Origin of the sequence: Lacticaseibacillus mingshuiensis (genome assembly GCF_016861785.1) — a bacterium.
GTDB classification, from domain to species: domain Bacteria; phylum Bacillota; class Bacilli; order Lactobacillales; family Lactobacillaceae; genus Lacticaseibacillus; species Lacticaseibacillus mingshuiensis.
Genome location: NZ_BOLS01000003.1, coordinates 1 through 23565, shown reverse-complemented (window position 1 = coordinate 23565; position 23565 = coordinate 1). Strand labels below are relative to the sequence as shown.

Here is a 23565-nt window from a genome sequence, read left to right as displayed (position 1 = left end):
ACAGTCTGTCTATACAAGCCATTTCGTTCAATGACATAAAAACGGTCACAATCCTCCACCGTCAATCCAAGAGGTAAATGACCGTTCGAATAATCTTTGTGACTCGACTAGGCAGAGCAGCCAGCCCTAGAACTCAGAACAACCAAAATAAATATGACTCCAGGCACCTTAATATCCTCCAGTATAATAGAGGGAACGTTGGTATCTAACGTAATTCCACCCGCTGCCGATTGGGACATCTTGTTTATCTAGGTAACGGGCAGCGGTAGGTACTCGAATATAAACATAGTGCGTATAATTCGTATTATAGTTAAAGGTCGTGTTGTGATCAAAATGATACGACTTGACCACCTTGTTAGTTGCCGCGCCAACAGATTGGCTTGACACAACCGAGAGCCCACCGAGTCCAATAGCAAACACCACTACAAACAGAGCAAAGATTTTCTTCATGACTATTCACTCCTCCACGTGAGTTGATCCAGAAAACCAAGGACGCCCCTTAGAACGCTTTCATTATATTATTAGTCAGAAAAAAATCAATACGTGTATATAAATTTTTGGGTGCATAATTGCAACATAAATGCCGTTTTTCGAATTCCTCGTGCGATTTACACATTTTCCGAGTCAAAAATTTTCGTTATCTATCTGCCTCCCTCCTGCTACTTTCTTTGGGCGCCTCGCTTCCCTTCTGCTATACTTGCTTTAATTAATGGAGGCGATCACATGACAGCTGCACAAGCACCGCGCAAGGACTATCCGGAGACTGACAAATGGGACCTGACAGCCATTTACGCCAGCGATACCGCGTATGAACAGGACATCAAGAAGCTTCAGGAACTGGCCGAGGATTTCACCCGCATTTATCAAGGGCGTCTGAATGAAGTCGGCGCGATCAAAGACGCATTGGCGGATATGGCCAATATTCAGACCATCGCTGATCATCTCAGCCACTACGCATTTTTGCCCCAATCCGCGGACACCACGGACCCGGCGGCCAATCATCAGCTCAACCGCATCAATCAGCTCTTTGCCAGCGTGTTTGGCCAGCTGACCTTCTTCGACACCGAACTGCAGGCGCAGTCCAATGAGCTGCTCGACGAGGTGGCGGCCACCGACGAAGATACCGCCGCCGTCATTCGCCACATCAAGGCGGCCAAGGCGCATGAACTGCCTGGCGCCGTGGAACAGGTCCTGACGCAACTCGGTCCGACCTTGGACACGCCGAACGCCATTCGCGACCAGATGTTTGCGGACATGGATTTCGGCAGCTTCACGGTGGCTGGGAAAACTTATCCGCTGTCCTTCACTTTATATGAAGAAGAATATCAAAAACATCCCGACACCGCCGTCCGCCGTGCCGCATATCATCAATTCTGCGACACCTTGGCGCGCTATCAAAACACGATGGCAGCCGCCTACTACAACCAGGTCGCCAAGGAAAAAACGCTGGCGACGTTGCGGGGGTATGAGTCCGTCTTTGATTATCTGCTTGCCCCGCAGGAAGTGACTCGCGCGATGTTCGACCGCCAGATCGATGGCTTGATGAAGGGCCTGGCGCCGTTGATGCAGCGCTATGTCACCCATTTGAAAAAACTGTGGGGGCTCGACCACATCGGCTACACGGATCTTCAGATCGATATCGACCCCGAATTTGCGCCAGCCGTGACGCGGGCCGAGGCGCCGAGCATGGTGAATGATGCCCTTGCGCCGATGGGGCCGGCTTATCAGGACTTGATTGCGCACGCATTTCCGCAGCGCTGGGTGGATTTTGCCCCAAACGCTGGCAAAGCTTCGGGCGCCTTTGCGACGATGCCATACGCGATTCATCCCTATGTGCTGATGAGCTGGAGCGACACCCTGCCGGCCCTGTACACACTGATCCACGAACTCGGCCACACCGGGCAGATGACGTTGGCCAGTCGCAAGCACGACATCATGGCCGCCAACCCATCCACCTATGTTGTGGAAGGCCCGTCGACGTTCCATGAACTCCTGCTCACGAAGAGTCTGCTTGCCAAGGCCAGTGATCCGCGACTCAAGCGGTTTGCGCTGAGTCGCCTGCTGTCGGATACCTATTTTCACAATTGCGTGACGCATCTGCTCGAGGCCGCCTTCCAGCGCGAAGTGTACACGCTGATCGACAACGGCGAGTCCTTCAACGCTGCCAAGCTCAACGAGTTGAAGTTGCAGGTCCTCCATCAATTCTGGGGCGACGCCGTGGATCTCACCGATGGCCGCCCAGAGCTGACCTGGATGCGCCAGAGCCATTACTACATGGGCCTGTATTCCTACACCTACTCCGCCAGCATGGTCATTTCGACCGGCGCGTTCCTCCGGTTGCAAAATGGTGACGAAAACGCCATCCATGACTGGCAAGAATTTCTGGCGCTGGGCGACACCAAGACACCGCTTGAAGAGGCAAAAGTCGCAGGCGTTGATATCTCAACGGCCAAGCCGCTCGAAAACATGGTCGCCTTCCTTGATGAAACAGAAAAACAGATCGAAGCGTTGAGCGCAGAGATCGATTAACGCATTGCGCAATAAAAGAGACGGTCTCCACGCAACTATGCGCGAGGCCGTCTTTTTTTGATGGTGGCTCACCGCGAGAGCATACAGTGGGCCATCTTTGGTTGATCGCAGGCCGCCGTATCAGGGTACAGGGCCGCGCTGTTTTCAGCTCAAGTCATCGAGGTCCGGCCCGCCCATCGTATCCTGCATCAGCTGCACCGCCTCAAGCAACGGGCGCACCGCATTGATATCCGTGAGCGGGGTCTCTTTTGGCTGCTTGCGCCGGTTAATGTGGACCCGCCACTTGAAGCGCAGCGGGACATCCGCAGGTTCGATCGTGCCCCGAAAATAGAAGAACTGTGGCTGCATCGGAAACCCGCGAAAGGTCCGGGCGCGGATGCGGTCACAATCGATCTGTTCCTGGCCCAACATCCCGGTGCCAAAAACAACCAGCGCATCTGGCAGCTGCGCGCCAAACCGCCGACGCAACGTGCGAAACCCGCTCACCCCGCGCGACGACACATGACCGCCATAGATCAACAGGTCGCAGGTGCTCATTTCCTGTGGCGTCAAAAACGCCCGGTCGACCAGCGGACAATGGAGCCGCCGCGCGATCCACAACGCATATTGCTGGGTAAAACCCGTTTGCGACTCATAAACCACAAGTGTTTTCATCCGCCGTCCCCTTCCGCATTGGTCTATTATCATTGTAGCGAGGTGAGGCGCGGATTTTCAATTTTGCGGTCTTGCGAAGGGAAATCGGCCTAGGTTGAAAGGCAGACAAGAAGACGATCAGACAGGACGCTAGATTCTCAGTGATAGGCACGGCCGATGAAGATGGAAAGATTGTGAATGAATAGAGTGAGCAGGAAACAAGGCAAAGAATCTGCGAAAAATTAGGCGTATCCGGTGACTGCGCAGTATAGCCATCTCGACAAATCCTCTGATGTGATTTTAAACCATGTTCCTCGAACTGAGGGTGTGCGGAGGCCAGAAACGGCTCGCTTCGCATGTCTTGGCGTAAGGCATAAATGCCTAACGCCAAGAGCAAGCCCCCTCGTCGGTGTTAGCGGCTGTGCCGCTTACGCCGAAAGCAAGCTTTGAGACCGTGCACTCTGCGGGCTCAAAGTTGCTTGTCCGCTCTACTACGGTCGCCAGCCATTTTCTGGCCGGAGCACACCCGCAATTTTCCGCAAACCAAACTCAAAAGGGCAAGCGGTCGACTGATCAATTTATTAAAACCGAGAAAAGCTTGACGCATACCGCGCGCCGCCCCACCCTGCGTCGTCAGTGAAAATATGCTACACTTGCGGTGATAGTTCATTTCACAAGGGAGGAATTTCCAATGAAGATCACGCGTCATGGCGAAGCACAACAGACCACAGGCGAACCACCGATGATCGGCCACACCCTGCCGAATTTTACCGTGCAGACCGCTGACAAGACCTCGCTGACCGCCACCGATTTTTCCGGCCAGTACACCCTGCTGAGCGTTGTGCCAGATATCAACACCCGGGTGTGCAGCATTCAGACCAAGCATTTCAACCAAGACATGGATGAATTCATGGGCGTCAACTTTTTCACCATTTCCACGAACACCACCGACGAGCAGCAACAATGGTGCGCGGCTGAAGGCGTGAAAAACATGCAGCTGGTGTCCGACCAGGCGCATGAATTCGGCGAGGCGCTGGGCCTGTTTGTTGCGGCAAACGGCACCGACGCCCGCAGTGTTTGGATCATTGACCCGACTGGCAAGATCGTTTATCGCCAGTTGATCGAAGAGCAGACTGACGAGCCGGATTATCAAAGCGCGATGGCCTACCTCGAAGCACACGCATCCCGTTAAAAAAGATCGCGCCGGCTTGCGGGTCGGCGTTTTTGCGTTCATCACCAGATCGTTGCAACTTGAAGGAGGCAGATCATGATGGAATTCATTCCCGTTCGCATTTACGATCACGTTCAACCCGCGGGCTACCGGCTGCTCGTCGACCGGCTCTGGCCGCGCGGCGTCAGCAAGGTCAACGCCGCCCTCGATGGCTGGGCCAAAACGATCGCGCCAAGCAACGACCTGCGCGAATGGTTTGGCCACGAGCCCGACAAGTTTCCGGAATTCACCCAGCGTTACCTCGCCGAATTGGATGAAAATCCGGCGGTGGCCGAGGTGATTCGCACGCTTCAAGCCGCAAACGCGCCGACCGTCCTCCTGCTTTTCGGCGCAAAGGACACCAGCCACAACAACGCGGTCGTCCTCGCCGATTACCTCAAGGCCAAGGTGAAGTGATGCTGAGTAAAGTCGAATTCCGCAAGCAACAATTGCCCCGCCTCAAAAGCGCGCGCCAGGAAACGGAAGCGGCGGCGGCCCAATTGCTCTACACCCTGATGACTACGCCAGCCTGGAAAAATGCGCAGACGATCGCCACCACGATTGCCGGCCCTGGCGAACTGCCGACCGCGCCACTGATCGAAGCCGCGACCCAAGCGGGAAAAACAGTCCTGTTGCCTCGCGTGATGCCCAAGCACCAACTCGTTTTCCTACCTGACCCCGGACCGGCCGCGCGCGTGACCAGCTCATTTGGTTTGAGCGAACCTGCTTTTGAGGCTGAAAAAGTCGAAGACACTATCGATCTGATCGTCGTGCCTGGCCTCGCCTTTGCCAGTTTTGGTCGGGTTCGCGTCGGCTTTGGTGGGGGCTATTACGACCGCTTTTTGGCCGCGCATCCCGCCGCTGCGACCATCGCTCTGGTGCCGCCGGTCATGCAGTTCGCCCTGCCAACTTGGGAAGTCGAGCCCTTTGACGTGCCGCTTGATCAGATTCTGTTTGTCTGACCCTGCGCGAAAGGAGACGCCATGATCACCCGCCTTTCAAAGGACCTGGATGCCCGCACCCAGTACAAGTTGCTGGCTGCCAGCATCATCCCCCGCGCCATTGCCTGGATCACCACCCTTGACGAAAACGGCCACGTGAATCTGGCGCCGTTTTCTTTTTTCAGTGGGGTGTCCAATCAAAAACCCCTGCTGTCGATCGCGATCATCCGCGCCCACGGCCAGCCCAAAGATACCGCGGCCAACTTGCTGGCGACCGGTGAAGGCGTCATCCATCTGGTCACAACCGAGACCGCCGCGCAAATGAACATGACGGCCGCGTCCCTACCCGCTGGCGAAAGCGAAGTGGCGACGGCCGGCCTGCATCTGACCGCCAGCACCGCCGTCGCCGCCCCGAGTCTCCAGGAAGCGCTGGTGCGGCTGGAGGTCAAACTGTATCAGCACGTGCCGATCGAAATCGCCGGAGCCATCGCCACCGACCTCTTCATTCTGGAAGTCGTCGCGTTTCAGTTCGACCCCAGCGTGTTTGACCCGGCAACCGCCCATCTGGACGTCGCCGCGCTTGCCCCACTGGCCCGGCTCGCGGGTCCGCAATATGCCACACTCGGGCCGCTTTTTTCCATGACACGTCCCGATCACTCGTCCCTTAGTTAGGAAGTAGGTTTCCGTTTTGACCGTTTTTCTCTCCAGTTTGTTCGGCGTCTGCGAGATTCTGATCTTGATCGCACTCGGCTATTTTCTCACAGCGCGCGGCTGGTTCGACGACCGCTCCAGCCGCATCATCGCCAAAGTCGTCACCCAAGTCTCCCTGCCCGCCTACATGATCGTCACCATTGATGAAAAATTCTCAGCGGGTCAGCTCATGCGCCTGCTTCCGGATCTGCGTTTTCCGGTGCTGTCCATGGCGATCTTGTTTGGCCTCTCCTTTGGCGTTTGCCGCGCCCTGGCCGTGCCGGTCGGACGCCGCGGCCTGTTCAAGTCCATGTTTTTCAACTCGAACACCGTCTTCATCGGCCTGCCCGTGAACCTCGCGCTGTTTGGCGCCAAGAGCCTGCCATACGTGCTGGTCTATTACATGGCCAACACCACGATCTTCTGGACCGTCGGCGTCTACCTGATTCAGGCAGACGGCCCGCACAATGCGTCCCTCTCTTTGAAAACAGTGCTGGGCAAAATTTTCTCGCCACCGCTTCTGGGATTCATCGTGGGGGTCCTGCTTGTGCTGGCGCGCGTTCGCCTGCCGCAATTTCTGATGTCCGACCTGAATTACATCGGCGGATTGACCATCCCCGGCTCCATGTTTTTCATCGGCATCGCGATGCATCAAGCCGGGCTGGCGAATATCCGCTTTGACAAGGAAATGCTTGGCATCTTTTCCGGCCGCTTTCTTTTCGCCCCGCTGGTCATGTTTCTGCTAGTGGCCTGGACGCCGATGCCGCTTTTGATGAAGCAAGTCTTCATCCTGCAATCCGCAATGCCGGTCATGACCAACGCCCCGGTCGTCGCCAAACTCTACGGCGCCGACGCCAACACAGCCGCCATCACCGTCACAACCACAACCCTCGCCGCAATGGCAGTGATTCCCGTAGTAATGGTGCTTGTGCAACAACTGTAGGGTGTGACGCCGAGCGTTCAGAGACGAGCAGCTAAGTCCAGTAGACGCTTGAGGCGCACTTCGCCTCGAGTGGCTACTGGCTTAGATGCCTCGTCTCTGCTCGGCGGAACCCAACTGTAGGGTGTGACAAGGCGCCCCGCCCCCAACAAAAATAGGAAGCGACCCATTGCGGGCCACTTCCTTTTTTTCTTCCTATTGAACTAGTTAAACGAGCACCGGGCGATACAAGCTGACGACCACACCCAAGATCGTGACATCATCAAAATACATATCGGCCATGTCGTCGTTTTCCGGATGCAAGCGCACGCGTCCGCTTTCCTTGTAGAAGCGCTTGACGGTCGCCTCGTCGTCTTCGGTCATGGCGACGACGATCTGACCATTTTCCGCTTCCGACTGCTTCTTGATAATGATCTGATCGCCATTGAGAATGCCGATCTTGATCATCGAATTCCCCTGGACGCGCAACATGAACAGATCCTGCGCATTGTACGACAGGTCGTCTGGGACCGGGAAATAGTCCTCAATGTTTTCGATCGCGGTGATCGGCACCCCAGCGGCGACGGTCCCGACGATTGGAATGCCAGGTTCGCTCACGCCGATATAGTCGCGCCCGGCCTGGGTCAATTCAAGTGTCCGCGGCTTGGCAGGATCTTTTTCGACCAATCCCTCGGCCAGCAGTTTTTCCAGATAAGCGGCGACGGTGCTGGATGAACTCAGCCCGACCGCTTTCCCGATCTCACGCACGGTCGGCGGATAATGCCGCTCAGTGAGCGACTCGTGGATCACTTGTAGGATATCCCCCCAGCGCTTTTGGCTCGGCTGCATTGGCATATGACTCCCCCCGATTTCTTCTATGATAACATCAGCATACCAGCCCGAACGTTCGTTTGCAACGATTACCCGCGACAAATCGCGATTTTGCGGGAAATGGATGCGTTTTTTTGGAAAATCGGGGCCGTTTGCGAACCAGAGGCAGTGATTCGCGCGTCAAGTGACACATTTGGACAGCGCCGAGCAGGGGTGGAACATGTAGTCGGTCCGGCCATCCCGCGGGCCTGCGCACCCTGAATCAAGTTGGGCTTCGCGCGGCAGGTCTGGGACATCTAGTCGACCAAGTCCCGTATGGCTGAGTGCGCCATACGCGCCTCGGCCGAACTAGTTGCCCAGATCTGGACGCCGCGCTACGCACCCTAAATCAAAAAAAGCGGCCACCATTGCTGGTAGTCGCTACATCCGGTGGACTTCCGGCAGGTGGTGCATCTGCCGGCGGTCGCATGCCGTTTTCTTCATCTCATAGGCCACAACGACCAGAATATCGATCGCCATCAGCCCAATGCCGATCGCGGCCCAATTTGTGCAAAGCAATACGACGGTCAAGCCGGTCAACCCGCGCAAGATCCATTTCAAAACTGTGAGCGTCATCTGGCTCGCCTCCTTTTTGGGGCAGCACACCCCACGCGTGAACAGAACCCCTCAAGAATAAGTTGCTGTTCCCATTTCCATGGCTATAACATTACGCCGATCTCGAGCCATTGTAAACCGTTTAGATACTTAAAATTTACATTAAACGCCCGCGCGTGGGCAATAAAAAGTCGTAAGCGCTTCCCGTTTTTACACAAAAGATAAAAGTTCAGACCAGCGCCGTATTCGCTTTCTGGTGCTGGTTTGGGTATGATTGACCTATCTAAAACGAAACAGAGGGACTCGCCATGGAAAGCAAGCGCACGTGGTTTTACCGCCACTTCATCAACAGTAAATTTGCCGTCGCCGCGTTCAATCTGCTGCTGGGATTGTTGGTGATCTGGGTCTTCACCAAGATCGCCTGGATCTTTGAGCCGGTGCTGTCCTTCCTCGGCATCGTCGCCCCGCCATTTGTTTTCGCCGGGATTCTCTTTTACCTGCTCAATCCCGTGGTCAATTGGCTCCAGCGCCTGAAGATCCCGCGCGTCTGGGCGATCTTGATCGTGTTCATCGGCGTGCTCGCAATCTTAGTCTTTGCCATCGCCAAGCTCGTGCCGCCGATCGAACAACAGATCACCAACCTCGTCACCAACTGGCCGCAATTGTGGAACAACTTCACCGCCTGGCTCACCGATCTCAATGAAAAACAGACCCTGATCTCCGAAAGCGACCTCAACCACATCGGCGAAGAGATCACCGCGGCCCTGTCCGCCAAGCAAAGCGCGCTAATCACCGGCACCTTGTCTGGCATCCAAAGTGTCGTCGGGGCAGTTGGCAACGTGGTCATCACCGTCGCGACCGCCCCGATCATCCTGTTTTTCATGTTAAAAGACGGCGAGAAATTCCCGCCGCTGGTGATCAACCTGTTCCCCGTCAAACTGCGGACCAGCCTGCACCAAATGCTGCACGAAATGAACCAAAAAGTCGGCTCCTACGTCCAAGGCCAGATCACCGTGGCCATTGCCGTCATGATCATGTTCATGCTCGGCTACACCATCATCGGCCTGCGCTTTGGCCTCGTCTTTGGCCTGATCGCCGGGCCGCTGAACTTGATCCCGTATTTCGGCTCCGCACTGGCCATGGTCCCCGCGCTGATTGTCGGCGCGATGACCAGCCCGCAAATGCTGATCGAAGTGATCGCCGTTTTCTTCGTCGAATGGCTCCTCGAGACCCAGCTCATCTCCCCACTCGTTATGGGCAGCAAGCTTGAGATGCACCCCATCACCATCGTTGTGGTATTGTTAACAGCAGGGAACCTCTTCGGCCTCGTCGGCGTCATCCTCGGCATCCCGGGTTTCGCCGTCCTCAAGATCGTCGCCGTGCGCATGTTCCGCTGGTACCAGCAAGTCTCCGGCCTGTACGAAGAAACGCCGGCGCTGGCTGATGGGCAAAATCAAACGCCGCCGCCAAGCGATGGCGCAGCCCCCCACCCGCATGATTCCGCCGCCGCCAAGACTGGCCGAACCGGTGACGGGACCAGCACCACCCCACCAAGCGACTCACCCGCGCCGTCCGCGCCGATTCCATCTTCTAAGTCTGCATCCAAAAAGGAGCACAAATGACACTGTTTTATCTGATCTTCGACATCGGGCTGCTCGCGTTGGGCGGCTACTACCTATTTTGGCTGAGCCGAATGGACATCCACGCCCGTTACTCAGGCTTCCAGCTCGTGATCGCGGTACTCGTCGGCCTCTGGCTGTTGGCGGGTGGCATCGATGACATCGCGTATGTGATCTTCGTGGCCGCCTTTGTCACCCTGACCGTCCTGACCGGCACCAGCGGCTCGACCCCGACACGCCTGATCTCCGTGGGCGTCTTTGGTCGCGTCATTCCGCTGTCGCGCATGACCGCCGTCACCCTCACCCCATTTTCCGTTGCAAATGGCCGCACCGTTGTGATCGCGCTGTTTGCGATGGGCGACCGCCGCTTGGTTCGGCTGAGTTTTGCCAGTGACCTTCAGACATTGATCGCCCAACTCCAGCCGCGCCTGCCTCAGCAGGTCCCAATCACCGTAGAACATCTCGAATAAGACCGTGCCCTCGTCACCTGCTGACGAGGGCTTTTTACGCCCCGCCATTGCCCGCAAAAAGTTGTGTGACGCCATCACATCGATCCGAGTTGATGTCAGCCGGGAGCGGAACCTTGGTGGACCCGTGGACCGCGTATGTTGTCTTTTCAAATCAAAAAAGGTAAATTTGCGGACCCGTGGACCGGAACCCCTGTGATCTTGGACAATCGTGCGATCTCTGAGATTGCCAATTTGCTTCTTATAGGCTGGATTATTGAAATTACCGATCTCAGAGATTGCGGAAACAGAGCAGCCCCCGGGCGACGGGCCACATCAGTGTGACGCCATCACATTACTTTCTGCCAAATTTTTGAGAGCGTGACTATTCGCGGACCAGTGGACCGAAAGAACTGTCATCTTCGCAATAGCGCGATCTCTGAGATTGCCAATTTACTGTTTCTGGACTGGATTATTGAAGTTTTTGATCTCAGAGATCGCGGAAACAAAGTACCGCGGGCAACGGGCCACATCAGTGTGACGCCATCACATTACTTTCTGCCAAATTTTTAGGAGCGTGCCTATTCGCGGACCAGTGGACCGAAAGAACTGTCATCTCCGCAATGACGCGATCTCTGATATTGCCAATTTACTGCTTCTGGACTGGATTATTGAAGTTTCCGATCTCAGAGATCACGGAAACAAAGCGCCCCGGGACAACGGGTCACATTGGCGTGACGCCATCACATTACTTTCTGCCAGATGCTTGGGGCCGCGGTGTGATACCACAAACTGGTGTGACCCGGTCACATTACTTTTGAACGCGGCCCTGCTCTTATTGCCAAAATGCGTCGTTTATTTGGTGAGTCAAACAGCGTCGATCAGAGATCAAGTCTCGACTTTTAAAACGTTGAATTAACGGCATTTCTATGACTGGAGATTTTTCTAGTCTCAAGTGACACCGTTGAGATTCGAAGAAACGTTGATCCACCGCGGTTTCTAACGGCCGGTTAAGAGCCTGAGATTCGCGCTAGAAGGTCGATTTCGAATTGAAGTCGGTCGATTGGCCGCGAAAATGTCATAGAATGCGCGTGAGGGAGTTGTGCTCAAGTAAACACCGATATGCTTGTGAGTCTCTGATTTCGGGAAATGGATTCGATATCACGGCGCTCGGGGCGTGCGGACAACATTTGGTGTGATGCCATCACATTATTTTCAGTCAGATATCTGGGGACGTGACTATTCACGAACCAACGGACCGCGATTTCTGTAATCTTGGCCACCGTGTAATCTCTGAGATTACCAATTTGCTTCTTCTGGGCTGGATTATTGAAATTTCCGATCTCAGAGATTGCGGGAACAAAGCCCGCGAGCCACGGGCCACATCGGTGTGACGTCATCACAAAACTTTCAACCTGATACATTGGGGCGTGAGTATTCGCGGACCAGTGGATCGAGAAATCTGTGATCTTGGCCACCGTACGATCTCTGAGATTGCCAATTTACTGTTTCTGGACTGGACTATTGAAGTTTCCGATCTCAGAGATTGCGGAAACAAAGTGTCGCGGGCAACGGGTCACATCGGTGTGATGCCATCACATTACTTTCTGCCAGATTATTTGGGCGTGCAATTCGCGGACCAGTGGACCGTAATAACTGTCATCTTCGCAATGGCCGATCTCTAAGATTGCCAACTTGCTTCTTCTGGACTGGATTATTGAAGTTTCCGATCTCAGAGATCACGGAAACCGAGCCCCGGGCGGCCACATCGGTGTGACGCCATCACATTATTTTCTGTCAGATATTCTGGAGCATGAAAATTCGCAGACCAGTGGACCAGAAGATCTGTCGTCTCCTCAATGGCGTGATCTCCGGGACTACCAATTTTGGGGGCGTGCGGGCCACATCAGTGTGACGCCATCACATTACTTTCTGCCAGATACTTCGGGGCGTAGTTGACGAGGATCGAACACGGGCCCGCAATTTTTACTATTGCCAGAAAAAGCCATCATCTACGGACCCAGAGTTCACGAGTGCACCCGACAACACTATCCTCCCAGGCGGATTTACAGGTGCGTTTCATCCTCACACGCGGATAATGAATCGAACTGCACCGTCTAATACGCCTCTGCCGTCCGCCGACTCAGGTCAAGAATGCCGGTCTATCAACCTTCCTAATCAAAAGGCGCAAGAAAAAATTTTTTGCGCCAAGCGCGCACCGAAAAGACCGGTATATCAACGTTTTCCAGGCGCAAAACACCGCCTCGGGACGGCAAAAAAGCAGCCCAAAAATAGCAGCTGCTTCTCAGATATAATTTCAAATTGATGTGTTTACTTAGATCTTGCGCAGTGTGAACAGCGCACTCAGAATCAGGAGGACGCCCAGCGCGACCATGAAAAATTCAAAGTAGAAGGTCAGCCCCAGCAAAAAGATCCAGATGAAGGCGATCAATGCAGCCCCGAAGAAAAAGTCGAGGCAAAAACGGCCGAAGCGTGAATGAGCGTTCCCGTCCAGCCAAGCTAACAGCCACAGTCCAACTGCTAACCCGATGCCAAAGCAAATGACGCTCGCCATCGCAAACAGATCATCTGGATGATACACGAACCAGCCGTAGCCGGAAAATAATGCGGCCAGCACAATCACCAAGACGACGGTGATCACGGTGCGGTGATCACTGCGCTTCACGTGAGAATCGCTGCGCGTTGACTTGCTTGGTTGTGCCTCGACCGGTTCCTGAGCGGCGGCCTGCGCCGGCTCAACTTTTTCGTTTTCTGCCATGATCGACCCTCTTTTCTCTCCATAGTTTACCAAAAAGCGCACAAGATTTACACTAGGCATACAAACAAAGGAGGCGCCTTATGTCACATCACGCATTTGGCTTTTATCAGGGCCTGCCGTTGAGCGATCCGGCAAGCCTGCAACTCATCACGGTGCCGGATGAACAGCCACAGCCGCATGACCTACTGGTGCAAGTCGCTGGTTTTTCGATCAATCCAGTCGATACAAAACGGCGGCAAAATGCGCCGGCGACAACGACCCCACAGATCGTCGGCTATGACGCAGTGGGAACGGTGATCGCACGCGGCGCAGAGGTGCTCGATTTTGCCATCGGGGACCGCGTCCTGTATGCCGGCACCACTCGCCGCGCCGGCAGTTATCAGGAACAACAGCTGATCGACAGCCGACTGGTCGCGAAGGCTCCAAGCGCGCTGAGCGATGCAGACGCCGCGGCACTGCCCCTGGTCAGCCTGACTGCGTGGGAGCTGCTGTTTGAAAAAATGGGCTTCATCCCCGAAGCAGACGCCAACGTTGGCAAGACGCTTCTGGTGATCAACGGGGCAGGCGGCGTTGGGTCGCTTCTGACGCAATTGGCAAACTGGGCCGGGTTGACGGTGATCGCGACGGCCAGCCCAGTCAACCATGACTGGCTGATCGCACATGGCGTCGCGCTTGCGCTGGATTATCACAGCAACCTTGAAACCGCGCTGGCCGAAAACAACATCCAGCAGGTCGATGGCGTTACGATTTTGTATGCCCCGGCGCCATATTTTGAGCTTGCCTGCAAATTGGTCGCGCCGTTTGGCCACATTGCGACCATCGTCACCCCTGACCGCCCGTTGCCAGTCGCGCTGTTGAAGGACAAGGCTGCCAGTTTTGACCTCGAATACATGTTCACCAAGAGCGACTTTTCCTGGGAAATAACCAGCCAGGGAAAAATTCTGACGCGCATCGCCGAGCTTGCGGGGACTGGCAAGCTCAACGCAAGTGTCACCCGCCATTACGACACGCGCACTCTAGAAAGTCTGCGCGACGCAACGGCCCGCAGTGAGGCAGGCCATCAAGCCGGCAAGATCGTATTGACCGGGCCATTCGCCTCATAAGCAAAAAGCTGTCAGGACGCGGGTCCCGGCAGCTTTTTTCATCTTACAGACAAAATTTTCTTCCTATTATAGTTACTTGTGATACCCCAATGCAACCTGGCACGTTTGCTTGGCGTCGCCTTCGGTCAGGCGGCTCGGGTCGTAGATGATGCGGCCTTCACCCATGTAATAGTTGAACTTCTTCAACACCACGCGCTGGGCAAGGGTGCGCAGGCGCAATTCGTCGTTGATCTGCGCCTCGAACAGCTTGCACCATTTTTTGTCCATCATCGCGGGCTCCTCACGCTCCGTGATATACCCCTGATCCATGATCGTATCCGCGCCTTCCGCTTTTTGCATGCGGCTGACCATTTGTTCTTCTGCCATCATTTTTCCCCCAAAAAAATAGCGAGTCGCCTGCGCGAGTCGCCGTTTGCGTCTAATACCGTGGCTCGAGCAGCTTGCGTGGGCGAATGAACGTGGTCGCCTGCGCATTTTCTGCCTGGTCAAATCCCGCGCGTTGATAAAAACCGGTGAGGGGCTCGTCCCCGCAGACCACTACGATGCGGGCGACCTGCTTGAAATAATCATCGAATTGTTGGAGCAATTGCTCGCCGATGCCCTGGTGCTGGTACTCAGGCAAGACGATCAGGTCCTGGATGAAAACAATTGTGTGCATGTCGGACACGCCGCGCACCATGCCGACCAGCTTGCCCTCGTCATCGCGCGCCGTCAGCAGCGTTGAGTTGGCGATGCCGCGGGCGGTTTCGCCAACGTCGACCAAATACTTGTCCCAGCCCACCGAACCATACAGGGCCTTGATTTCATGAATTGTCAGCGCCGATTCAAACATATACCGCAAAATACATTCCTCCACCGTTACTTCTTATGTCACGATGATTTTACACCACTCGCGGCGTTTCTGATAGTGTGTTTTCATAACATTTCATTTTGCGCCGAGAACGCCACGGGACAACAAAAGACCGGTGACTATTTTCACAACAAGTCACCGGTCATGCGTTATATTCAATTGTGTTTTCGGTGCGTGTGTCCTTTCGACCGCCGTGCCTCGCCTCAGCGCGCCGGGTTGTCGCGGATGCCGTTGGGTTCAGTAAAATCGATGAAACCGAGGTTGCCATCGATCTCCCCGCCATCCCCGTTCAGCGCCATCGTGTCAGTGGTCGGGTGGAAATGCACCACCATGTGCGGGTCGAGATCTTCTTGCGAGTAGCCTTTGATCAAAACTGGGCCAAGATTGCTGTCGACGGTCTGCTCATAATCCGGCGTCGCCTCACTGGCCGGCACCACATTGAAGCTGAACTGCGTCTGCATGTGGATCATCGCATGTTGCGAATACGGGCCGACGCCATCTTCAAACGTCAGCAACAACTTTTTATCGGCGCCGAGATGCGGCGTCAACTTCTTGATCGACCCTTCATCAAAACGAATTTCCATAGACTCATCCCCTTTGCCCAAATCATAGAAGCGGACGGGAAAAAAGGCAACTGAAACGACTCGGATAACGCGTCCTCACGAAAATGCCACTGTCAGTCCGTGTCTCGCGGACGGTTGTCTAAATATTGTGCCGACACCTCGTCACTTTCACAACATTTGGCCGATTTCGTCACATTTTCTTCACATTTCGCCTTTAGTATAGGAAACATAGAAACGAGCCACCCACTCGTTTCCATACCCATACCCAACTTTTTCATTTTTACTCCTCCAAGTAAAAATCGCCAGTCGCCCACCCAGCGGCTGGTCAATCCTTACTCCTTTGGTCGCCCCCACCCAGGGCGGCCATTTTTTTGATTCCAGGGGGTGGAGGACCGCGGGATGGTGGGGCAGCTAGTTCGGCCTGGGCGGTTGATGGTGCACTTGGCCATCAGGCGACCAGGACGACTAGATGACCCCACCATGCGGGCCGGAACCCGACTACAGGGGGTGAAGGCAAGGGTGCGGAGGTGCGCGCTTATGGTCGAGCAGGTAGGCTAGCCCATCACTTGATGGCGCACTTAGCCATCGAGTGATGGGCGTACCTAGCTGTCTCGACCATGCGCACCGCAGCCCGACTATAAAAGGGGTCGTAGCGGGGTGCTTGAGGCGCCCTTCGCCTCGAGTGCACAAGACTGTTAGATGTCCACCCCTGCTCGCCGGAACCCAACTATAAAAGGGTGTGAAGGCCCGCGGGATGGTGGGGCACCGCTCCCAAGAAAGATGACCGCGGATCTGCCCCCCGTGATACCCCTTCCTTCCCCATCTTAGTCAACCGCTCAGGCACGATTTTTGACCGGTCACGTCAAAGAGGTTTCGCTTATCGCTTTTTAATGGTGTAATAATGATGTACTCAGAAAGGAGGGGCGCGGATGAGGATCCGGATCGAAGAAGACGACACGTTGAAAGAACCCGAAGTGATCATTCGCGCCCCAGCCGGCGACAGTCGCGTGCAGGCGATCCAGGCGCAGCTTCAAGCGCACGATGTCCCGGCGGCACTACCTGTTTTTCAAGGAAGCACCGAGACGTTCGTGGCGCTGAGCGAGGTCTTGTTCATCGAAACCGCTGGCCGCCTGCTTCAGGTCCACACGCGCGAGCAGCTGTTCACCACCAACGAAAAATTGTATGTGCTTGCCGGCCGAATTTCTGCAAGTCGCGAAATCCAGCATCGTCAACCTCACCCAGATCAGCGGGTTCAACCGCTCCGTGTCCAATTGCTTGGTGACGTTCCACGACTCACATAAAACTGTCTACGCCTCGCGCCGCTACTACAAAGAGTTGGTCGCGCGGCTCAATGAAATGAGGGGATATTGATGTCAACGAATTCTAAATGGAGCCAGTGGTTCTGGGGCCTGTTCTTCCTCGCCTCGGCGGTCGTCTTGATCGGCAGTCAAATGGGCTGGTTCACCCTTCACCTCACCTTCTGGCAGATCGTCTTCGGCCTGATCCTCAGCGCCACCTTTTTCCAGAGTATCGGCGAGATCAGCGCCCCCGGCATCGTTTTTTCCCTGGCGTTTCTGGCGATTCTCTTCGCTCATCCGCTGGGCATCACGCGGCTTGTGCCCTGGACCATTCTCGGTGCGGCGCTTCTGCTCAGCATTGGCCTCTCGATGATTCTTTCTCCTTTGCAAAAACGCGACCGCAGTCATGGCCTCAAGGTGATCGTCAACGGGTCCACAAAAATTGGCGACTCCACCGAGACCATCGCCGCCTCGGAGGACCAGCTCGTGAAGATTCACGTCCGGCTCGGCAACGCGGTGCGGTATGTGCAGCTCCCCGATTTTCGCGCCGCGCAGATCGACATGCAGATGGGCGATGCCAAGATCTATTTTGACGGCAGCGAGATTCCTGCCGGCGAGGCCACCATCGACCTCGATGCGAAAATGGGTGAGCTCGAGCTCTTCGTGCCGCGCGATTGGCGCATCGATAATCAGCTCCAGACCTTCGCCGCCGAGCTCACGGAAAAAGGCACCCAGGCGGATCAACTCGGGCCGGTAGTGCATCTGACCGGCCGCATGAGCATGGGCGAGCTGACCGTCCACTATATCTGATGTTGCGTTGAAAAATAGAAAGAAGTGACCGTCATGACCGAGACTGCGACCCCCAAGCGCTTTGATGCGCAGATCGTCAAACTATTGATTTTGCGCTTCGCCGGCACATTTGGCAGCGGCATGTTGTCGTTTGCCATTGGCCTGTACATCCTGCGCCGCACCGGCTCTGCCTTGTCGATGGGCATCAGCCTCATCACCGGTCCACTGGTGGCGCTGGTGCTCACACCGTTTGTCGGCTATGTGGTCGACACGATGGCGCACCGCAAAATCATGATCGCCGCGCAGATCACGACCAGTCTCGGCCTCTTGGCGTTTGCGCTGGTCTTTCACACCTGGCCGGCGCAGTACTATCCGGAGTTGATCGGGCTGATCATTATTTTGCAGATCACCGACAATTTTCTGGGAACGGCACTGACGGCGAGTCTGATTCAATTATTCCCGACGAGCCGCCTGCAACAGGTCAACTCGCTCAACCAGTCGATCAGCTCACTGGCCACATTCCTGGCGCCGATCTTGGGCGCGCTGGTATACACCGTGGTCTCGATCGATGTGTTCGCCTTGATCGAGATCGGCTTTGAACTCGTCGCGCTGGGCTGCATCATGATGCTGAAGTTTCAGCCGGTGACGACAGAGCGCCGCACTAACACGCCGGTCCCCGACCCTGAACCGCGCGAATCCGTCTGGGCAAATTTCCGCACCGGGTTTCACTACCTGGCCAATCAGCGGCTGATGTTGCTGTTGTCCGTGTCCTCGGCGGCGATCAATTTCTTTTTTGCCTCGTTGAACGTGGGCCTGCCCTATCTGCTGGTCCACACCTTGAAGCTATCGAACACGCAATACGGCGTGACTGATGCGGGCTTTGCGGTCGGCATGTTCACCGGCGGCCTGCTGCTGTCCGTCCTGCATTTTCGCCATCACCCGATTCTGATCTCGTTTCGCTTCATCGCGGTGATGGGCGCGATGCTGATGCTCAACGGCCTGCCGCTGCTTTTCCACTGGCCAAGCGCGGTCAACGTGCTATATTACCTCGCGCTGAACGTGGCAAGCGGCGTGCTCATCGTCCTGATCAACACGCCGATCGGCACCCTGATGCAACAACTGATTCCCGCCGATCTGCAAGGCCGCGTGTTCTCGCTTCAGGGCATGATGTCCACGCTTCTGAATCCAGTGGGGACCCTGTTCTTTGGGATGCTATTTGACCGCGTCGCAGCCGGCCCGATTTTCGGCGTCACCGGCCTGATTCTGGTCAGCCTGACCCTCGCCATCATGACCCAGATGCGCCGGGAAAAATTGCTCGAGCGGCCCGAAAATCAGGTGCCTGAGCCGGTTGCGGAACCGGTTGCCGATTCAGCCGCCGAAGCGTGACTGGAGCTGTCCAGCGAAAACGTGCCCTGAAATTTTTCTACAATAAAAAAACCAGCCGTCGCAGTCGCTGCGATCGCTGGTTTTTTCATTACGCTTGGCCGGCCAGATTGTCGTTGCCGAGCACCAAATGTTTCTTGCGATGAATGATCTCTTCCTGGCGTCCGTGCACCATCGGCCGCTTATTCGGGTTGCCGAGGTAGCCGCACAGCCGCTTGACGACATCACAGGTGTCCGGGTTGTGGTTGCCACATTGCGGGCATTCGTACCCTTTCTCCGTCGCCTTGAACTCGCCCTTGAAGCCGCACTCGAAGCACTGATCGATCGGCGTGTTGGTGCCCAGATAGCCGATCTTGTCGTAAGCATAGTCCCACACGGCTTCCAGCGCCTTCGGATTTTGCTTGAGGTTCGGATATTCGCAGTAGTGGATGAACCCCCCGGAACAATACTGCGGGTAATCTTTTTCAAAATCGAGCTTCTCAAACGGCGTCGGCGCCTTGCGCACATCATAGTGGAAGGAATTCGTGTAGTAATCCTTGTCCGTGATGTCCTTGACGACACCGAAGCGCTTCTTGTCCAGCCGCGCAAACGTGTCGGTCAGACTTTCAGACGGCGTACCGTACACGGAAAAATGATAGCCGTATTCTTTTTCCCAGGCGACACAATGGTCATACAGATCCTTGACGACAGCCAGCGAAAAGGCCTTGGCATCCGGATTCTTTTCCCAGTCCGAGCCGTAAAAGACGGTGCCGACTTCATAGAGGCCGATGTAGCCCAGGGAAACAGTGGCGCGTGAATTCTTGAACAGCTCGTCGACTTTCTGGTCGTCGTTCAGCCGCTTGCCAAAGGCGCCATACTTGTAAAGAATCGGCGCGGACTCCGGGGTGGCCTGCTTGGCGCGTTCGACCTTGTAGACCAGGCCTTCCTTGCAGATGGCGAGGCGCTGTTCGAGAATGTCCCAGAACTTCTTTTGATCCCCCTTGGACTCCATCGCGATTCGCGGCAGGTTCAAGGTGATGACGCCGAGGTTCATGCGGCCGGCGTTCACTTCCTTGCCGGTCTCCGGATCCTTCCAGCCCTGCAGGAAGGATCGGCATCCCATCGGCGCCTTGAACGAGCCAGTCAAATCGACGATCTTGTCGTAGGACAGCACATCCGGGTACATCCGCTTGGTCGCGCATTCGAGGGCGAGCTGCTTGACGTCGTAATTCGGATCCTCGGGATTCAGGTTGAGCCCACGCTTGAGGGTGAAAACCAGCTTTGGGAAGATCGCGGTGCGTTTTTCCTTGCCGAGTCCAGCAATGCGGATCTTCAGAATGTCTTTTTGAATCTCGCGTTCGATCCAGCTGGTGCCAAGCCCGAAACCAACCGTCACAAAAGGCGTTTGACCTTGCGTTGAATACAAGGTGTTGACCTGGTATTCCAGCGTCTGAAGGGCGTCGTAGATATCTTTTTTGGTCCGCTCCTTGGCAAACTTCTCCGCCGCGGCCTCATCGATCGGCAGCGTCTGGGCCTCCGCCAAGTGTTTTTGATAATTCTTCTCGGCAAATGGCGCCAGCACTTCATCGGTGCGGTCCGACGAGCAGCCGCCGTACTGGGAGCTGGCGACGTTCGCGATGATCTGGGTCATCTGGGTGACAGCGACCTGAATCGAGTGCGCCGCTTCGACTTCGGCGTTCCCGATGCAAAAACCGTGTGTCAGCATTTCCTTGAAGTCGATCAAACAGCAATTGGTCTCAGCCATGTATGGCGTGTAGTCGAGGTCATGCCAATGGATGTCGCCGCGCAGATGCGCATTGGCAACGGCAGGCGGCAACATTTTCAGCCCGATCGCCTTCGCCACGGCCCCGGCGGTCAGATCCCGTTGCGTGGAAAAAACGCGGGAATCCTTGTTGGCATTTTCGTGGACAACACTGGAATCGCGGTCAAGCAGGCGCTGGACGTTGTAATTGACGTCAGACTTCTTGCTGCGCTCGATGTCGCGCTGGACGCGATAATCCGTGTAGGCCTTGCCCCACTCGTACTGATGGGCATCCAGCAACGCCTGTTCGACGATGCTCTGGACTTCCGGGATGCGGACGTCTTTTGCAAAACGCTCACAGATCGTGGCAACGGCGTCATCCGAGACCTGATCGATCAGATGATAATCCGCCGGGGTCAGGTCGCCATCGACCGCACGCGCGGCCTTAATGATCGCGTTGGTGATCTTCTGCTGGTCGAAGTCGACACTCCGCCCGTCGCGCTTTTTCACATTGATTTTTACCTTGAGATCGATCATGGCACTCACTCGCTTTCAAACTGATAGACTCAGTATAGCACGCGACACCCCCTAGATATAGTGGCGAGCATTGGAAAAATTATATCTTCCGGCCATATATTGCGTGTCGTTCAATTGTATCGTGCACTGTTCATTCAGGCAAAAAACGCGTGTGTTGGCGCTTTGACCGGCTCAGTCCTGCGACTGATTTTACCGGACTGATACAGTTACGCAGAAGGATTTTGCTATAATAGAGACAACAGAAATTTATTTACGAAAGGAGAACACTCATGTCAAAATCTCAACTCCAGCAGTTGCTCACCTGGGTCGTCATCATCATCTTGGCGCTGGTCCTGTTACCATTCGTCGGCTCCGTGATCGGCCTGATCATCAAAGTTATCCTGTTTCTCGCCATTGTCGCCGGCCTGTACTGGGCTTATGTCACCTTCATCAAGAAGTAAGTTGGAAAGCGAAGTGTGGGCTTCGCTTTTTTGATTCTGGGGCGGCGGTTGCGACTCGTTTTCGTTTTTCCCACATTTCCCCTAGCATCAGGATTCCTTGGAGACGCACATCAAAAAAGCCTCACAAGGTCGGCTTGCCGATCCTGTGGGGTTTTTTCTTTAGATCATCAATAGCTGGACGATGACGATCTTTATTTTTTACTTATCATCACGACGCTTGCGTTCGCCAAGCCCGAACAGCGCTAGAATCCCGGACAACCCGAGAAGCATTGCGCCAATCGTGCTCAAGCCGCGCTGATCGGTATCTCCGGTCTGCGGCAGGCTATTGGCATTCGCGTTCTGCGATTGCGGCACAGCACTGGACTGACCAGACTTGGCAGTTGAGCCAGTAGGGTTCGACCCTGTCCCGTTTGAGCCAGATTCATTTGAACCTTCCCCGGTCGTGGAAGCTGCGTGACTTCCCTTGCTGGATTCAGATGAGGACCCAGAGGAAGCATGGCTTCCTGCGCTGGACGCGGACGAAGCACTCGATGAAGAGCTGGAACTGTCCGTGGCGCCAGCGGAACTTGAAGCACTTGAGCTACCCGCGGAACTGGAGGCACTCGAGGAGCTGGAACTTCCTGCAGAACTGGAAGCGCCAGAGGAATTGGAGCTGCCCGCGGAACTCGAAGCACTGGACTCTGCATCACTTTCGGCGGCACTAGATGCGATAGAAGCCGCAGAGGATGCCGTTGAAGCGGCGGAGCTGGCGGTGCTTGCGGCCGACTCAGCAACAGATGCTGCAGAGCTTGCTGCACTACTATTTCCAGCTGAGGCCGCGCTGGACGCCACACTGGTAGAGCTGGAAGCATTCGAGCTGGAGGAACTTGCATCAGAAGCAGCGGAACTTGCTTGAGATGCAGAACTGCTTGCAGCGCTTGATGAAGCGGATGAAGCCTTGCTATCTGCGTCACTCTGAGCGGCGCTAGAAGCTTCTGAAGCAGCGGAGCTCGCAGTCGAGGCAGCGGAGCTTGCTTCGCTTGCGGCCGAGCTGGCTACCGAAGCGGCTGAACTGGCCGTACTGTCGTCCCCTGCTTCTGCTGCGTTCGAGGCAGTAGATGCTGCACTTGAAGCGACGGAAGCCGCTGAACTTGCAGTGGATGCCGCCGAGCTAGCCGTAGAAGCTGCACTCGAAACTTCCGAATTCTCTGGATCAGCCGAGGCAGCACTTGAGGCGATGCTGTTGGCACTAGAAGCATTTGAGCTTGAAGATCCAGCCTCGGACGCGGCAGAGCTTGCTTCAGAGGCGGAACTATTCGCCGCTGAGCTTGCAGCACTGCTTGCGGCCGAACTGGCGGCACTGGAGGCTGCCGAGGAGGCCAGACTATCTGCGGCGCTTGAAGCATCGGAGGCCGCGGAACTTGCTACATCCGCTGCGGAGCTCGCGTCACTGGCTGCCGAGCTTGCGACAGAAGCCGCTGAGCTTGCAGTCTCTTCATCGCCTTCACTTGCTGCACTCGAGGCTACCGAAGCAGCACTGGAGGCAATTGATTCGGCTGTTGAGGCATCAGACGCTGCGGAGCTTGCTGTAGAAGCCGCACTCGAGACAGTTGGATCATCCGGATACTCGGATGCTGCACTCGAGGCCACACTTTCGGCACTCGACGCAGTCGAGTTGGACTCACTCGCTT

Annotated in this window: 25 protein-coding genes and 1 pseudogene; 16 read left to right on the top strand and 10 right to left on the bottom strand. The window is 55.5% G+C overall.

Translation table 11 applies throughout. From position 1 onward, the window contains the following. Window positions 1–168 precede the first annotated feature (168 nt). Entirely contained in the window at window positions 169–450 is a 282-nt protein-coding gene (locus tag JUE67_RS12675; protein WP_225877918.1) for a hypothetical protein, read from the bottom strand. A 273-nt stretch (window positions 451–723) separates the two neighbouring features. Here JUE67_RS12675 and pepF point away from each other — a divergent pair, with 273 nt between their 5' ends. Next, a complete protein-coding gene (gene pepF, locus JUE67_RS02610; protein WP_203627124.1) occupies window positions 724–2529 on the top strand; it encodes an oligoendopeptidase F in 1806 nt (601 codons plus the stop codon). Window positions 2530–2673: 144 nt separating this feature from the next. Here pepF and JUE67_RS02605 read toward each other — a convergent pair whose 3' ends face one another. Next, window positions 2674–3183: a flavodoxin domain-containing protein gene (locus tag JUE67_RS02605; RefSeq protein WP_203627117.1), complete on the bottom strand. Its 510-nt coding sequence runs from the start codon at window positions 3181–3183 to the stop codon at window positions 2674–2676. A gap of 670 nt (window positions 3184–3853) precedes the next feature. Here JUE67_RS02605 and JUE67_RS02600 point away from each other — a divergent pair. From JUE67_RS02600 to JUE67_RS02580, 5 genes are all read left to right on the top strand, one after another. Then, on the top strand, window positions 3854–4354 hold the full coding sequence (locus tag JUE67_RS02600) for a peroxiredoxin (protein ID WP_203627115.1): 501 nt from the start codon (window positions 3854–3856) through the stop codon (window positions 4352–4354). A gap of 75 nt (window positions 4355–4429) precedes the next feature. Beyond that, the gene (locus JUE67_RS02595; protein WP_203627113.1) at window positions 4430–4789 is read left to right on the top strand and encodes a DUF488 domain-containing protein; all 360 of its coding nucleotides are present in this window, start codon (window positions 4430–4432) and stop codon (window positions 4787–4789) included. Continuing rightward, window positions 4789–5334: a 5-formyltetrahydrofolate cyclo-ligase gene (locus JUE67_RS02590; protein ID WP_203627111.1), complete on the top strand. Its 546-nt coding sequence runs from the start codon at window positions 4789–4791 to the stop codon at window positions 5332–5334. Before JUE67_RS02595 ends, JUE67_RS02590 begins: the two co-directional genes overlap by 1 nt. 21 nt (window positions 5335–5355) lie before the next feature. Then, the gene (locus tag JUE67_RS02585; protein ID WP_203627109.1) at window positions 5356–5985 is read left to right on the top strand and encodes a flavin reductase family protein; all 630 of its coding nucleotides are present in this window, start codon (window positions 5356–5358) and stop codon (window positions 5983–5985) included. 16 nt (window positions 5986–6001) lie between these two features. Beyond that, complete coding sequence (locus JUE67_RS02580) at window positions 6002–6946, top strand: AEC family transporter (protein WP_203636958.1); 945 nt, start codon at window positions 6002–6004, stop codon at window positions 6944–6946. Window positions 6947–7150: 204 nt separating this feature from the next. Here the strand turns inward: JUE67_RS02580 and lexA are convergent, their stop codons facing one another. Then, complete coding sequence (lexA, locus tag JUE67_RS02575; protein WP_125698030.1) at window positions 7151–7777, bottom strand: transcriptional repressor LexA; 627 nt, start codon at window positions 7775–7777, stop codon at window positions 7151–7153. A gap of 396 nt (window positions 7778–8173) precedes the next feature. Then, the gene (locus tag JUE67_RS02570; RefSeq protein ID WP_203627105.1) at window positions 8174–8368 is read right to left on the bottom strand and encodes a hypothetical protein; all 195 of its coding nucleotides are present in this window, start codon (window positions 8366–8368) and stop codon (window positions 8174–8176) included. A gap of 287 nt (window positions 8369–8655) precedes the next feature. On the opposite strand from JUE67_RS02570, the pseudogene JUE67_RS02565 reads away from it, so the two are divergent. Next, window positions 8656–9813, top strand: a pseudogene (locus tag JUE67_RS02565) (AI-2E family transporter); the annotation flags it as partial. 152 nt (window positions 9814–9965) lie between these two features. Beyond that, on the top strand, window positions 9966–10436 hold the full coding sequence (locus JUE67_RS02560) for a hypothetical protein (RefSeq protein WP_203627101.1): 471 nt from the start codon (window positions 9966–9968) through the stop codon (window positions 10434–10436). 2311 nt (window positions 10437–12747) lie between these two features. Here the strand turns inward: JUE67_RS02560 and JUE67_RS02555 are convergent. Next, window positions 12748–13191, bottom strand: a complete 444-nt coding sequence (locus JUE67_RS02555; protein ID WP_203627100.1) for a hypothetical protein — start codon at window positions 13189–13191, stop codon at window positions 12748–12750. An 80-nt stretch (window positions 13192–13271) separates the two neighbouring features. Here JUE67_RS02555 and JUE67_RS02550 point away from each other — a divergent pair, with 80 nt between their 5' ends. After that, a complete protein-coding gene (locus JUE67_RS02550) occupies window positions 13272–14294 on the top strand; it encodes a zinc-binding alcohol dehydrogenase family protein (protein ID WP_203627098.1) in 1023 nt (340 codons plus the stop codon). Between the two features lie 72 nt (window positions 14295–14366). Here JUE67_RS02550 and JUE67_RS02545 read toward each other — a convergent pair whose 3' ends face one another. From JUE67_RS02545 to JUE67_RS02535, 3 genes are all read right to left on the bottom strand, one after another. Next, entirely contained in the window at window positions 14367–14660 is a 294-nt protein-coding gene (locus JUE67_RS02545; protein ID WP_203627096.1) for a hypothetical protein, read from the bottom strand. Window positions 14661–14712: 52 nt separating this feature from the next. Beyond that, a complete protein-coding gene (locus JUE67_RS02540) occupies window positions 14713–15126 on the bottom strand; it encodes a GNAT family N-acetyltransferase (RefSeq protein WP_225877920.1) in 414 nt (137 codons plus the stop codon). A gap of 221 nt (window positions 15127–15347) precedes the next feature. After that, window positions 15348–15728, bottom strand: coding sequence for an iron-sulfur cluster biosynthesis family protein (locus JUE67_RS02535; protein ID WP_203627092.1), 381 nt, complete (start codon window positions 15726–15728; stop codon window positions 15348–15350). Between the two features lie 908 nt (window positions 15729–16636). Here JUE67_RS02535 and JUE67_RS12670 point away from each other — a divergent pair. The 4 genes from JUE67_RS12670 to JUE67_RS02520 are packed head-to-tail and all read left to right on the top strand — an operon-like array spanning window position 16637 to window position 19180. Further along, complete coding sequence (locus JUE67_RS12670) at window positions 16637–17008, top strand: LytTR family DNA-binding domain-containing protein (protein WP_236002619.1); 372 nt, start codon at window positions 16637–16639, stop codon at window positions 17006–17008. Further along, window positions 16950–17078, top strand: a complete 129-nt coding sequence (locus JUE67_RS12875; protein WP_373301786.1) for a hypothetical protein — start codon at window positions 16950–16952, stop codon at window positions 17076–17078. Before JUE67_RS12670 ends, JUE67_RS12875 begins: the two co-directional genes overlap by 59 nt. Next, window positions 17078–17815 (top strand): LiaF transmembrane domain-containing protein, encoded by a 738-nt coding sequence (locus tag JUE67_RS02525; RefSeq protein WP_203627088.1) that lies wholly within the window; start codon window positions 17078–17080, stop codon window positions 17813–17815. The genes JUE67_RS12875 and JUE67_RS02525 overlap by 1 nt, the downstream gene beginning before the upstream one ends. Before the next feature lie 33 nt (window positions 17816–17848). Next, window positions 17849–19180, top strand: coding sequence for an MFS transporter (locus tag JUE67_RS02520; RefSeq protein ID WP_203627086.1), 1332 nt, complete (start codon window positions 17849–17851; stop codon window positions 19178–19180). An 88-nt stretch (window positions 19181–19268) separates the two neighbouring features. On the opposite strand, the gene nrdD is transcribed toward JUE67_RS02520, so the two are convergent. Continuing rightward, window positions 19269–21455 (bottom strand): anaerobic ribonucleoside-triphosphate reductase, encoded by a 2187-nt coding sequence (gene nrdD / locus JUE67_RS02515; RefSeq protein ID WP_203627084.1) that lies wholly within the window; start codon window positions 21453–21455, stop codon window positions 19269–19271. Between the two features lie 269 nt (window positions 21456–21724). On the opposite strand from nrdD, the gene JUE67_RS02510 reads away from it, so the two are divergent. Further along, on the top strand, window positions 21725–21895 hold the full coding sequence (locus JUE67_RS02510; protein ID WP_164510157.1) for a hypothetical protein: 171 nt from the start codon (window positions 21725–21727) through the stop codon (window positions 21893–21895). 198 nt (window positions 21896–22093) lie between these two features. On the opposite strand, the gene JUE67_RS02505 is transcribed toward JUE67_RS02510, so the two are convergent. Continuing rightward, entirely contained in the window at window positions 22094–22249 is a 156-nt protein-coding gene (locus JUE67_RS02505; protein ID WP_203627082.1) for an LPXTG cell wall anchor domain-containing protein, read from the bottom strand. Window positions 22250–22358: 109 nt separating this feature from the next. On the opposite strand from JUE67_RS02505, the gene JUE67_RS02500 reads away from it, so the two are divergent. After that, entirely contained in the window at window positions 22359–22790 is a 432-nt protein-coding gene (locus JUE67_RS02500; RefSeq protein ID WP_225877917.1) for a hypothetical protein, read from the top strand. Window positions 22791–23117: 327 nt separating this feature from the next. Continuing rightward, window positions 23118–23565, top strand: a 448-nt coding sequence (locus JUE67_RS02495) for a hypothetical protein (RefSeq protein WP_203636956.1), incomplete at its 3' end; no start/stop codon positions are given.